This is a genomic window from Streptomyces sp. NBC_01497 (assembly GCF_036250695.1).
Classification (GTDB): Bacteria; Actinomycetota; Actinomycetes; order Streptomycetales; family Streptomycetaceae; genus Streptomyces.
The window spans coordinates 5,710,174-5,722,853 of the sequence record NZ_CP109427.1 but is presented as its reverse complement, the minus strand read 5'-3'; the positions used below and the strand labels follow the sequence as shown (position 1 = coordinate 5,722,853).

Sequence of the window (12,680 nt, the reverse complement as noted above, 5' to 3'; positions counted from 1 at the left end):
GGCCCGTCACCGCCCAGCGCCCGGCCGGGCCGTCACAGTGCAGCGCTGGGCCGGCCCGTCACCGCGGCGACACCACCGCACCGAGCAGCCCGGGCCCGGTGTGCGCGCCGATGACCGCCCCGACCTCGCTCACGTGCAGTTCGGCGAGGCCTGGCACCCGCGCACCGAGCTGTTCGGCCAGGGCCGCCGCTCGCTCCGGGGCCGCCAGGTGGTGCACCGCGATGTCCACCTCTCCGGCGCCCGCCCGCTCCACCACGATGTCCCGCAGCCGTCCGATGGCCTTCGACGCTGTCCGTACCTTCTCCAGCAGCTCGATCCGGCCCTCGTCGAGGTGGAGCAGCGGCTTCACGGCGAGGGCCGACCCCAACAGCGCCTGCGCGGCGCCGATCCGGCCGCCCCGGCGCAGATAGTCGAGCGTGTCGACGTAGAAGTACGCGGAGGTAGCCCTGGCCCGTTTCTCCGCGGCGGCGACCGCGTCGTCCAGCCCGCCGCCGGTGTCGGCGACCTGGGCCGCGGCCAATGCGCAGAAGCCGAGGGCCATGGCCACCACGCCGGTGTCCAGGACCCGGACCGGCACCGGGGCTTCCTTCGCCGCGAGCACCGCCGCGTCGTACGTCCCGGAGAACTCGGCGGAAAGATGCAGGGACACCACGCCTGTCGCCCCGGCCTCCGCGGCCTTCCGGTACGCCGCGGCGAACGTCTCGGGACTGGGCCGGGACGTCGTGACCGAGCGGTGCTTGCGCAGTGCCTCGGCCACGGCGCCTGCCGAGATCTCGCTGCCGTCCTCCAGCGCCTCGCCGCCCACCACCACGGTCAGTGGGACCGCCGTGATGCTGTGCCGTCGCATCGTCAAAGGGGGCAGGTAGGCCGTGGAATCGGTGACGATGGCGACATGGCGGGACATGACCCGGAGGTTACCCGCAGCCGCCCGGCCCAGACGGCCCGGGCCTCGGGAAACCGCGTCCCAGGCCCTTGCGCACCTACCCGCTCCGGGACGCCCGCACCCCCCGGACCCGGGGTACGCCGGCCGGACTCGCCAGGGCCGCCGGGCCGCCTCCCCGATCACGGTGCACGGCCGCCGTACCGGACAGGACCGCGTGCGGGCCTCCCTGGTTGAGTCCGCTCCCGGATACCCCCTGATACCCCCTGATACGCGCATGTCCCAGGTCGGCAGTCGGGGGCAGTGGCCGCCCCAGGATCACCAAAGATCCCAGGTCAGCGGGCGGGCTGGTGCCCACCCCGAATCAGCGGACGCCCCGGCCGGCGCACGAGTCGGTACTCATTCCCGTCCGGCACTCGTTCCGGGTCGGTACTCATCGCTTCCGGCACTCGTTCCGGGTCGCTGCTCGTCCCCTCGGCGCTCGTCCCGGCTCGGCGGCAGACATCCCGGGGCAGCACACAGCTCCGGCTCAGTTCGAGGTCTCCGGCCGGGACGACGGGCGACGCGGTTCCTTCTGCCAAGGGTGGGTGCGCTCGAAACGCCGCGGGTCCGAGGGGTCGAGTGCCTCCGGCCCGCGTGCGTCCGCCGGCCATGGCGCGGTGTCCGGTTCCTGGACAGGGGCCCAGTGGCGCAGCGCCCCGGATTCCACGTCGATGTCCGCGCTCAGCGTGGACAGGTCGTCGTCCGCGAACTTCCGCGCCCGGTCCCTGACCGCCCAGCGCAGCGAGTCCGCCGCGCGCGTGACCTGCTCCGTCCGGTCCCGCAGCTCCTTCACGCGGGCGCCGACCCGCGCGCGGTCCGGATCGCGCTCGGCCTGCTTGAGCTGTTCCTCCAGTTCGTGCCCGTGTGCGCTGAGACGACCGAAGAGCCGCACGGACTCCTCCAGCGACGCGTCCTGCTCGGCCCCCGCGTACAACGCGTCCTGGGTCGCCCGCATGGACGTGCGCAGCCGCAGCCGCAGCTGTGCCAGTTCGCCCGGCACCCCGGGCTGGCCGAAGCTCTTGGCGCGCAGGGTGGTGTCCTCGACCGAGCGCCGTGCCTGGGAGATCGTGCGGTCCACGCCCCGTTTGGCCGCGCCGACCGCCTTGACCGTCACGTACGCGCCCAGCAGTACGGCGGCCACGAAGAGGAGCACCACGATCAGGAGCACGGCTTCCATGGGTGGCCCTCCGAAAGGTCGGGTTCTCAAAGCGTCACTACCACCGTAAACGCAGCGGGGCGGTCGGGGGTTCCTTCACCACCCCCAACCGCCCCTTACGGGAAACCCTGACGCGGCAGGGTGACGCCGCTACGCCGGAACGATGTTCACGAGCTTGGGCGCCCGGACGATCACCTTCCGGATGCCCGCGCCGGCCAGGGCAGCCACCACTCCCGGATCCGCGAGCGCCATGGCCTCCAGGTCCGCGTCCGAGATGGCCGGGGACACCTCCAGGCGGGCCTTGACCTTGCCCTTGACCTGCACCACGCACGTCACCGTCTCGTCCACAAGGAACGCCGGGTCCGCCACCGGGAAGTCCTGGTGGACGACGCTGTCGGTGTGGCCGAGCCGCTGCCACAGCTCCTCGCCGATGTGCGGGGCGAAGGGCGCGACCAGCAGCACCAGCCGCTCGGCGACCGATCGCGCGACCGGACCACCGGCCTTGGTCAGCTGGTTGTTCAGCTCGGTGATCTTGGCGACCGCGGTGTTGAAGCGCAGCCCGTCGAGGTCCTGAGTGACGCCGTCGATCGCCTTGTGCAGCGCGCGCGAGGTCTCGTCGTCGGGTTCGGCGTCGGACACGGTGGCCTCGCCGGTCGCCTCGTCGACGACATTGCGCCACAACCGCTGCAGCAGCCGGTACTGCCCGATGACCGCACGGGTGTCCCAGGGCCTGGACACGTCCAGCGGACCCATCGCCATCTCGTAGAGGCGCAGCGTGTCCGTGCCGAACTCGGCGCTGATCTCGTCCGGCGTGACGGCGTTCTTCAGCGACTTGCCCATCTTGCCCAGCAGCCTGCTGACCGGCTCGCCCTCGTAGAAGTACACGCCGTCGCGCTCCTCCGCGTCGGCGGCGGGCACCGCGATACCGCGCTTGTCGCGGTACACGAACGCCTGGATCATGCCTTGGTTGTACAGCTTGTGGAACGGCTCCGACGCCGAGATGTGGCCCAGGTCGTACAGCACCTTGATCCACAGTCGCGAGTACAGCAGGTGCAGTACGGCGTGCTCGGCACCGCCCACGTACAGGTCGACGCCGCCGCGCGGCATGCCCGGGCGCGGGCCCATCCAGTACTGCTCGATGTCCGGGGCGACCGCCTGCTCGGTGTTGGTCGGGTCCAGGTAGCGCAGCATGTACCAGCAGGAACCGGCCCAGTTGGGCATCGTGTTCGTCTCGCGGCGGTAGCGCCTGACGCCCCGCCCGTCGCCCAGGTCGAGGTCCACGTCGACCCATTCCTGATTGCGCGACAGCGGCGTCTCCGGCTCGGTGTCCGCGTCGTCGGCGTCGAAGGTGCGCGGCGAGTAGTCGTCCACCTCGGGCAGTTCGAGCGGCAGCATCGACTCGGGCAGCGCGTGCGCGGTGCCCTCCTCGTCGTAGACGATCGGGAAGGGCTCGCCCCAGTACCGCTGCCGGCTGAACAGCCAGTCGCGCAGCCGGTAGTTGATCGTGCCCTCGCCGATGCCCTGCTCGCCCAGCCACGCGGTGACGCGGGCCTTGGCGTCGGCCACTCCAAGGCCGTCCAGGGTGATGTCGGCACCCGTGGAGTTGACGATGGTCGCGTCGTACGAGCCGAACGCGTCGTCCCACGCGGCCGGGTCCTGACCGCGGCCGTCGGTGGGCTCCACGACGCAGCGCATGGGCAGTTCGAAGGCGCGCGCGAAGGCGAAGTCGCGGGTGTCGTGGGCCGGTACCGCCATGATCGCGCCGGTGCCGTAGCCCATCAGGACGTAGTCCGCGATGAACACGGGCACCTGATCGCCGCTGACCGGGTTGATCGCGTACGCGCCGGTGAAGACGCCCGTCTTGTCCTTGGCCTCGGCCTGCCGCTCGACCTCGGACTTCGCGGCGGCCTGTTTGCGGTACGCGTCGACGGCGGCGGCCGGCGTCGCGTGGCCGCCCGTCCACACCTCGTGGGTGTCGGCGGGCCAGGCCGCCGGAACGATCTTCTCGACGAGTTCGTGCTCGGGCGCCAGCACCATGTAGGTGGCGCCGAACAGGGTGTCGGCACGGGTGGTGAAGACGGTGATGGCGTCGCCGCCGTCACCGACCGGGAAGTCGACGCGCGCGCCCTCGCTGCGGCCGATCCAGTTGCGCTGCTGGAGCTTGATGGCCTCCGGCCAGTCCAACTGGTCCAGGTCGTCGACCAGACGGTCGGCGTACGCGGTGATCCGCATGTTCCACTGGCGCAGCTTCTTCTTGAACACCGGGAAGTTGCCGCGCTCGGAGCGGCCGTCCGCGGTGACTTCCTCGTTGGCCAGGACGGTGCCGAGACCGGGACACCAGTTGACCGGTGCCTCCGAGGCGTACGCCAGCCGGTACCCGCCCAGCACGTCGGCGCGCTCGGCGCCGCTCAGTTCGGCCCAGGGACGGCCGTCGGGAGTGGGGCGCTGCCCGCTCTCGAACTGCGCGACCAGCGTCTCGATGGGACGCGCCTTGTTGACCGCGGGGTCGTACCAGGAGTTGAAGATCTGCAGGAAGATCCACTGCGTCCAGCGGTAGAACTCCGGGTCGATCGTGGCGACCGCGCGCCGCTTGTCGTGCCCCAGACCCAGCCGCCGCAGCTGACGGGTCATGTTCTCCATGGCCGCCTCGGTGGAGACCCTGGGGTGGGTCCCGGTGGCGACCGCGTGCTGCTCGGCGGGCAGGCCGAAGGCGTCGAACCCGAGCGTGTGCAGGACGTTGTGCCCCGTCATGCGCTGGTGGCGGGCGTGGACGTCGGTGGCGATGAAGCCGAGCGGGTGGCCCACGTGCAGGCCCACACCCGAGGGGTACGGGAACATGTCCATGACGAACTTCTTGGGCCGCGCCACCATGGCGGGGTCCCCGGCCAGATCACCGCTGGGATTGGGCGCGTCGTAGGTGCCCTGCGCGTCCCAGAAGTCCTGCCAGCGCGCCTCGATCTCGGCGGCCATGACGGCCGTGTAACGGTGGGGCGCGGTGTTCTCCGCACCCGCGGCAGCCGGATTCGTCTCGCTCATGTCCTCAGAAGCTCCATCGGTCGTCTCTGCACGCGGGAATGAAAAAACCCCTCACACAGGAGGGGACGCCGCGCTGACTCCGACCGGATCTGTCATCCGTCGGCACTGATCAGCGCGGCTCGCTAAGCAGAAGGCGTACGGCACGCATGAGGACAGGTTACCGCAGGGGGTTTACGCGCCGCACCGGCCATACGAAAGGGCCCGTCCGTACGGACAGGCCCTTCGTTCACATCCACGTGACGTGGATCACTGTGGAGCTAAGGAGAATTGAACTCCTGACCTCCTGCATGCCATGCAGGCGCTCTACCAACTGAGCTATAGCCCCGTGCGATGCGCCAACAGTACACGGTGACCAGGGGGGATCACCAAATCCATATCCGGCGGGGACGCGCGTGACGGGTGGCAGCGAACCCTCCAGAGGAGGCGGGCATCCGGCCCCCGGAACAGGCGCCCGCATCCCGCGCCTCGCACCCAGCGGATCGGGCGGGGTCAGGCTCTCGCGAACGAGTAGAAGCGCTTCAGCGTGCAGTGTTCGTCGAGCAGCCGCCCGTAGATCGGCTCGCCCTCCAGCTCGCGGTAGGTCTCGATCGGGTCGCCTTTTATGATCAGCGCCCGCGCGCACTCCTCACACCAGTACTGGAAGTCGGGGTTGAGGGGATCCATGTCCCTGACGATGGGCGTACCGCTGCCGCACCAGTCGCAGGTACGCCTGTGTGCGCCCATCACTAGCTCCAGCTGTGGCCGCAGGCCGTGCACACGTAGGAAACTCCACCGTTGTCGCCGAGCACTTGTGCCACATGGGACGAACCGCACGAAGGGCAGCGAACCGCGCCGGTCCTGTCCGCCGCCTCAGGCAGTGCATCGTCGTCGATGCCGCTGGCGGACATCGTGCTCTCCTCCCGGTCCTGGCCGTTCGTCCCCTCCGGCCGTCCCGATTCTGCCATGGCCGGGCCGGAGGGGTCAGCCGTACGGGAGGCACCTTCGGCGGCTGACAGCCTGGTCGTTACCCGTCGCCGATACATGCAGATAGCCGCAGAATCCAGGATGTACGGGTGTATCGCCTCGTCACGCGGCTCGCGGCGCCCGGCGCCGCACGAGCCCGGCGAGTGCTCCCAAAAGGGCCGCACCCGCCATGACGAGCAGAGTCACGAGGAGGGCGTCGGCCGCGCCGTGCGCCCCGCCATGCGCCCCCGGCCGGGGCAGTCGCCCCAGGTAGAGGGCGCCGAGACCCGCGACACCGACGAGCTGACCGATCTGGGTGATGGTCACGAGCAGCCCGCTCGCGTCGGCCGCGTCCTCGATCCGTACGGACGCCAGCGCTCCGGTCAGGACCGGGGTGAAGCCGAGGGCCAGGCCCGCCCCGAGGGCACCGAGCGCGGTCCACATGAGCGGCCCGCCGTCACCGCCCCGGCCGAGCGCCCGGCCGAGGCCCGCGCAGGCCAGGGCCGTGAGGAGGAACCCGCAGGGCACCGCGGCGCGGCGGACGGCGGCCGGCCAGTGCCGCCAGGTCAGGCCCACCACGCCGAACACGACGCAGGTGGGCAGGAAGGTGAGGCCCGCGCGCAGCGGGCTGTACCCGAGCGAGCCCTGGACGTGGAGCGTGAACGTGAACAGGAAGCCGGCGTTCACCGCCATGATCAGCAGGATCCGTACGGCGGCCGTAACGAGCCCCGGGACGCGGAGCACGCGCGGCGCGATCAGCGGATGGCCGCCCCGCGCCGCGAGCCGCGCCTCGTACACCAGGAAGCCGCCCAGGAGGGCCACGGAGCCGCCCAGCATGGCCCAGCACCCCGCGGGCCACCCCTGCCCGCTCACCGAGGACCAGCGGGATCGTCAGCAGGGCGAGGACGGCCGCCAGCACCGCGAGGCCCGGCAGGTCGAGCCCGCGGCCCGGCCCGGACGCCTCGTGCCGCCGCCCGGGCAGCACGCGGGCGCCCACGGCGAGCAGCAGGACGCCGATCGGCACGTTGACGAGGAAGACCGGGCGCCAGCTCAGACCGAAGAGGTCCGCGCTGACCAGCAGCCCGCCCACGACCTGGCCCGCCGCGGCGCCGGAGGCGAGGACCGCCGCGTACGCGCCGAGCGCGCGCCCACGCCCTTCGCCGGTGAAGTGGCGCTGGATCAGGCTGAGGACCTGCGGGATCATGATCGCGCCGCCCGCGCCCTGAACCACGCGGAACACGATCAGCTGCCCGCTGCTCCCCGCCAGTCCGCACGCGAGGGACGCGACGGTGAAGGCGGCGAGCCCGGCGAGGTACGCGCGCCCGTGACCGAACCGGTCGCCGATGCGCGCCCCGGTGATCAGCAGCGCCGCGTACGCGACCGAGTAGCCGGCGACCACCAGTTGCAACGAGCTTCCGGTGGCATGGAATTCGTCACGGATCGTCGGGGCCGCGACATTGACGATGAACGAGTCGAGCAGTGCCATGAACTGGGCTCCGAGCACAACGGCCAGCAGCGGGCCGCGTCTGAGGGGCCGTCGGTTGTCAGTGGGGTGGCGTTCACTGGAGGGGACCGCGTCGCCGGGGCGGCCGGACTCGCCAGGGACGGGGACAGGAGTGGTGGCGGTGGTCATGGCACCGAGCCTGTGTCCGCGCGGACACGGGCGGGCAGAGCCCGTCGATGCTGGTACTGACGGCACCTGGCAGGCCGGACGGCGGGAACGGAGAATGCGCTCATGGGCAGCACGGACAGCACGCTCGTCACGAGTGCGCCCCGGCACGCGCCGGGCCGGCGGCGCAGGTCCGAACTGGCCGCGTTCCTGCGCGGCAGACGGGCCCGCGTCACACCGGGGGACGTCGGCATGCCGCCGGGGTTCAGGCGCCGCACGCCGGGGCTGCGCCGCGAGGAGGTCGCGCAGCTCTCCGGGGTGGGGGTCACCTGGTACACGTGGCTGGAGCAGGGCCGCCCCATCAACGCGTCGCCGCAGGTGCTCGACGCGGTCGCGCGCACGCTGCGACTGGACGACGCCGAGCGCGAACACCTCTACCGCCTTGCCGAGGTGGCGTACGACGAGTACGGGGGCGAGGCCGCGTGGCCCGACACGATGGGCGAGGAGGTGCAGGGCATCATCGACGCGCTCCATCCACGCCCGGCCGCGGTGTACGACGGGCGCTACGACGTCCTGGCGACCAACGCCGCCTATCGCGCGGTCTTCCAGGCGACCGGGACCTTCGGATCCGGCTCGGGTCGCGCTCCCGCCTCCGATCCGGGCCGCGATCCGGCCTTCGGTCCCGCTTCCGTCCCGGGGTTTGGCGGCCTCCTCGCTCCCGGCTCGGGTTCGCCCGGGGCCGGTACGACCGCCGTCCCGGCGGCGGACGAAGGGTCCCCGGGGCGCCACCGGCCCAACGCGCTGCGCATGATGTTCCTCGACCGCGGCGGCGTGGAACCGACCCATCCGGAAAAGGAGCTGCCCTTGATGGTGGCGACGCTGCGGGGTGCGTACGGACGCCATGTCGGTGAGCCCGAGTGGGAGCGCTTCGTGCACGGGATGTCCGAGCGGAGTCCGCTGTTCGCCGAACTCTGGGGGCGCGGCGACGTGGTGCCGCCCGGCACGCGGCTGAAGGGCTTCCGCCACGCGACGGCCGGGGAGATGTACCTGCGCTCGCTGTCCCTGAACATCAACGGCATGCCCGAGTGCCGGATCGTCACGTACACACCGGCCGACGCGGAGAGCGCGAGCCGCGTGGACCGCTTGGTGGCTGCCGCGCGTACGCCCTGAATCCACGGCCGCGAGCCGGCGGGCCGTACGGGGACCTTTCCCACAGGCCGCCCACCGCCGCCCGCATGGAAAGGGCCACGGACAGACCACAGACCACGGCAGACGGCAGACGGCAGACGGCAGACGGCAGACGGCAGACCGCAGACCGCAGACCGCAGACCGCAGACGGGGAAAACGCGAACCGCCCCGATCCGTGACCGGACCGAGGCGGTTTCTCCGGGTCTCCCCGGAAAGGCTGTGGAGCTAAGGAGAATTGAACTCCTGACCTCCTGCATGCCATGCAGGCGCTCTACCAACTGAGCTATAGCCCCGCGTGTTCTTCGCGCTTGCGCTCCGCGCTGCGAACAAGAAGAACTTTAGCCTGCGGGCCGCCGGAAAGTGAAATCAGTCGTCGTCGCCCATGACCGGCTCCGGCAGGCTGCCCGCGTTGTGCTCCAGCAGGCGCCAGCCGCGGATGCCTTCGCCGAGCACCGACCAGAAACAGTTGGTCAGACCGCCGAGGCCTTCCCAGTGGGGCGCTTCGAGCCCGAGCAGCCGGCCGATGGTGGTGCGGATCGCACCGCCGTGGCTGACCACGACGAGTGTGCCCCCGTCCGGCAGCGCGTCCGCGTGCCGCAGCACGACGGGCGCCGCCCGGTCGGCGACCTCGGTCTCCAGTTCCCCGCCGCCGCGCCTGATCGGTTCGCCGCGTTTCCAGGCCAGGTACTCGTCGCCGTACCGCTCGTTGATCTCGGTGTGCGTCAGTCCCTGCCAGTCACCCGCGTACGTCTCCCGCAGTGCCGCGTCGTGCAGCACGGCGAGTCCGGTCAGCGCGGCGAGCTCGGCGGCCGTCGCGGCGGCCCTGCGCAGGTCGGACGAGATGATCGCGTGCGGCGTCAACCGGGTCAGCCGCAGAGCCGAACGCCGGGCCTGCTGGACACCGGTCCGTGTGAGCTCGATGTCCGTGGAGCCCTGGAAACGGCCCTCCACGTTCCACGAGGTCTGGCCGTGACGCCACAGGATGATCCGACGGTCGCGCGGCGTGTGGGGCGTCCCCGGCGCGACGGCGACGGGCTCCGGGCGGGCGCTCAGCTCGCGTCCTCGTCCGCCCTGGCGGACAGTGCGGCGTGCTCTTCGCCCTTGCCCTTGGTCTTCACGGCGTCGTCGGGCAGCGGCAGCTCGGGGCAGTCCTTCCAGAGCCGCTCCAGGGAGTAGAAGACACGCTCCTCGCTGTGCTGGACGTGGACGACGACATCCACGTAGTCGAGGAGGATCCACCGGGCGTCCCGGTCGCCCTCACGGCGGACGGGCTTGATGCCGAGCTCCTTCTGGAGCTGCGCCTCGATCTCGTCGGAGATCGACTTGACCTGCCGGTCGTTGGGCGCGGAGGCCAGCAGGAAGGCGTCGGTGATCGACAGGACGTCACTGACGTCGTAGGCGATGATGTCGTGCGCCAGGCGGTCGGCGGCCGCCTGGGCGGCGATCTGGACAAGCTGGGTGGCGCGGTCCGTAGCGGTCACAAGCAGGCTTTCGTCGGGGGGCAGGGAGATGTCCAGGATCTCACGGACCGCCGGGCCACCGCGCCCACGCTCCGCGCGCCCCGATCCCGCGGGCCCCGGGGGCCGGCGCGGACCCGGAACGGCAGGTCAGCGAGGTGCCCGGCCGGCCCTCCCGAGGCCGCGTCCGTCCGGGCCCGCACCGACGGAAGTCCGGGTTCGCCTGAGCCCGCATGCATCGGAGCCCGTAGGGGCTCGGGCCTGCGGGGGCCGGGCCCACCGGTGCGCGCCCGCATCGGCCGGTGTCCGGCCCGCGCGGGCCGGGTGGCCGGTCTCCGCCGGACCCGACGTGACGTCCCCCGGGCGACGCCTCCGCAGAAGCGCCGCCCGGCTCCGGTCGAAGCCGCGGCCTATCCGTTGCCCGTCTTCGACGGCTTGTAGTCCCCGCCGAGCACGACCGCCAGGTCGGAGCTGCCGGCCGACCCCTTCTTCACCGCGCTCGCGGACAGGCCGAGCGTCTTGGCCACCTCGCTCGCCAGTGCCTTGTTCTTGGTGTCGCCGTAGGTGACCGACGACGCCGCCGTACCGGAGGCGGAGCCGGTGTCGACCACGGTGTATCCGGCGTTCACCAGCGCGATCCGCGCGCTCTCCGTCGCGGCCTTGCCGCCCGTGGCGTTCTTCACACCGATCCGCGGCACGCCGTTCTGGTCCGGCGCGCTGACGGTGCCGCCCAGGAGCTGCTTGACGTCACTCTCGCCCTGGGAGCTGAGCGACCCGTCCTGGCCAACCGGCAGGACGACCGTCTTGTAGCGGTCCTCCTTGGCGTGGGCGGCCAGGTTCGCGAGTGCCACGCCGAGGTCCTTGTCCGTGAGTGACGGGTCGAGGATCTGGGCGAGCGTCTGCACGGTGGTCGTGGCGGCCTTCGGATCGCTCGACATCTTCCGCAGGGTCGCCTGCATGACCTGCCCGAACCGCTGCAGCTGCTTGTCCGCGCTCTCGCCCGGCGCGTGGTACGTGGCGTAGGCGACGGCCATCTTGCCGCTCAGGGTCTGGTCCTTGCCCTGGTGGACGACGGGCGGCGCGCCCTTCTTCGTGTCGGGGACGTCGGCGTCGGCGTCCACGTCGATGTTGCCGACGAGGTCGACGAGGTTCTCCAGGTAGGGGGTGTCCAGGCGCCAGGTGCCCGCGACCTTCGTCCCGAGGAGGTTGCCGATCGACTCGCGCGTGCCGTCCGAGCCGTCCTGCGCGACGGACTTGGCGAGGGTGGTCGTCGTGCCGTCGTCGTTGGTCACGGTCAGCGTGCCGGGCAGCAGCACCGTGCTGCCCTCGCCGGTCGTCTCGTTGTTCACGAGGAGGGCCGTGGACGTCGACTTGTCGGCCGTGTCGTGCAGGTGGACGACGATGACGTCGCGCTTCTGGGGGCCGCCCGGGGCGGCTCCCTGTTTCTTCGTGGGCCCGTCGAGGCCCGGCAGCTTGCCCGCGTACCAGAGGTAGCCGGCACCTCCGACGACCACCACGGCGAGCACCACGAGCAGCGCGACGAACCGGTGCCGGCCGCGCCGCCTGGCCTCCTCGCGCCGCTCGGTGCGGCTCTCCGTGAACGTGAGCCAGTCGATGACGTCCTCGGAGTCCTCGTCGGGCTCCTCGATGAAAGAGAACTGTTCGGTGTGGTAGCCCTCTTCGGACGCCGAGCGCTGTCCCGGGACGGCGGGCTGCCGGCCTGTCGCGGCCCCGCCCGAATCCACCCCGGGGCCCGCCTGCGCGGGGCCGGGCGGACGGGAGGGCCCGGACGGTTGCGACGGGCGCGCGAACGGCTGCTGCGGCACCTGTTGTTGCTGCTGGTGGGGTGCCTGCTGCTGGGGTGCCTGCTGCTGCGGGATGTTCCACTGCTGCGTCGTGTCGACGACCGCGGGCTGCTGCCCGGTGTCGTACCCGTACCCCTGGTTCTGGCCGGGGACCTGGCCCTGGCCGCCCCGCTGAGCGTAGGGGTCGTACGCCGAAGGACCGGGCCCGGCCGGAGCCCCCGGCTGCTGGTGCGGCGGCTGCTGAGGTGACGGCTGCTGGGGCGCCTGGCCGTAGGGGTCGTACCCGTACCCCTGGGCCTGGCCCTGGGCCTGTGGCCGTCCCGTGCCGTCGTCCTGCACCGGCGGCTGCTGCCCGGTGTCGTAACCGCCGTAGCCCTGCTCGTCGGCGCCGCGCGCCGGGGCCTGCCCCGCGCCGGCCGGCTGCTCGTACACCGGCCGGCCGTACTCGTCGTACCCGAGGATCCGCGGCCCGCCGTAGTACGGGTCGTAAGGACCTGGACCGTACGGCTGCTGCTGGTCGTTCACCGGTGCCCCTCTTCGTGGGTGACGTGCCTCGGGCGCTCGG

Annotated in this window: 8 protein-coding genes, 2 tRNA genes and 1 pseudogene; 1 reads left to right on the top strand and 10 read right to left on the bottom strand. The window is 71.8% G+C overall.

Annotated elements, in window-relative coordinates; translation table 11 throughout:
* Window positions 1–58 precede the first annotated feature (58 nt).
* From OG310_RS24070 to OG310_RS24045, 6 genes and pseudogenes are all read right to left on the bottom strand, one after another.
* Window positions 59–904, bottom strand: coding sequence for a DegV family protein (locus OG310_RS24070; RefSeq protein ID WP_329457944.1), 846 nt, complete (start codon window positions 902–904; stop codon window positions 59–61).
* Window positions 905–1,409: 505 nt separating this feature from the next.
* Window positions 1,410–2,099: a hypothetical protein gene (locus tag OG310_RS24065; RefSeq protein WP_329457943.1), complete on the bottom strand. Its 690-nt coding sequence runs from the start codon at window positions 2,097–2,099 to the stop codon at window positions 1,410–1,412.
* 129 nt (window positions 2,100–2,228) lie between these two features.
* Window positions 2,229–5,114 carry a leucine--tRNA ligase gene (gene leuS, locus OG310_RS24060; protein WP_329457942.1) on the bottom strand — a complete coding sequence of 962 codons (2,886 nt, stop codon included), beginning with the start codon at window positions 5,112–5,114 and terminating at the stop codon, window positions 2,229–2,231.
* Window positions 5,115–5,366: 252 nt separating this feature from the next.
* A tRNA-Ala gene (locus OG310_RS24055) sits at window positions 5,367–5,439 on the bottom strand.
* Between the two features lie 164 nt (window positions 5,440–5,603).
* The gene (locus tag OG310_RS24050; protein WP_225012619.1) at window positions 5,604–5,837 is read right to left on the bottom strand and encodes a hypothetical protein; all 234 of its coding nucleotides are present in this window, start codon (window positions 5,835–5,837) and stop codon (window positions 5,604–5,606) included.
* Window positions 5,838–6,179: 342 nt separating this feature from the next.
* Window positions 6,180–7,542 (bottom strand): annotated as a pseudogene (locus tag OG310_RS24045) (MFS transporter).
* Between the two features lie 249 nt (window positions 7,543–7,791).
* On the opposite strand from OG310_RS24045, the gene OG310_RS24040 reads away from it, so the two are divergent.
* Window positions 7,792–8,835 (top strand): helix-turn-helix transcriptional regulator, encoded by a 1,044-nt coding sequence (locus OG310_RS24040; protein WP_329457941.1) that lies wholly within the window; start codon window positions 7,792–7,794, stop codon window positions 8,833–8,835.
* Window positions 8,836–9,073: 238 nt separating this feature from the next.
* Here the strand turns inward: OG310_RS24040 and OG310_RS24035 are convergent.
* The 4 genes from OG310_RS24035 to OG310_RS24020 form a co-directional block, all read right to left on the bottom strand.
* Window positions 9,074–9,146, bottom strand: a tRNA-Ala gene (locus OG310_RS24035).
* A gap of 73 nt (window positions 9,147–9,219) precedes the next feature.
* Window positions 9,220–9,906, bottom strand: coding sequence for a histidine phosphatase family protein (locus OG310_RS24030; RefSeq protein WP_329460346.1), 687 nt, complete (start codon window positions 9,904–9,906; stop codon window positions 9,220–9,222).
* Complete coding sequence (gene rsfS, locus OG310_RS24025) at window positions 9,903–10,334, bottom strand: ribosome silencing factor (RefSeq protein WP_329457940.1); 432 nt, start codon at window positions 10,332–10,334, stop codon at window positions 9,903–9,905. The genes OG310_RS24030 and rsfS overlap by 4 nt, the downstream gene beginning before the upstream one ends.
* 386 nt (window positions 10,335–10,720) lie before the next feature.
* Window positions 10,721–12,640: an LCP family protein gene (locus tag OG310_RS24020; RefSeq protein ID WP_329457939.1), complete on the bottom strand. Its 1,920-nt coding sequence runs from the start codon at window positions 12,638–12,640 to the stop codon at window positions 10,721–10,723.
* Between the last annotated feature and the right edge of the window lie 40 nt (window positions 12,641–12,680).

Coding starts and splice junctions, on each gene's coding strand:
- OG310_RS24070 (WP_329457944.1), bottom strand. CDS start 904: ATGTCCCGCCATGTCGCCATCGTCACCGATTCCACGGCCTACCTGCCC.
- OG310_RS24065 (WP_329457943.1), bottom strand. CDS start 2,099: ATGGAAGCCGTGCTCCTGATCGTGGTGCTCCTCTTCGTGGCCGCCGTA.
- leuS (WP_329457942.1), bottom strand. CDS start 5,114: ATGAGCGAGACGAATCCGGCTGCCGCGGGTGCGGAGAACACCGCGCCC.
- OG310_RS24050 (WP_225012619.1), bottom strand. CDS start 5,837: ATGGGCGCACACAGGCGTACCTGCGACTGGTGCGGCAGCGGTACGCCC.
- OG310_RS24040 (WP_329457941.1), top strand. CDS start 7,792: ATGGGCAGCACGGACAGCACGCTCGTCACGAGTGCGCCCCGGCACGCG.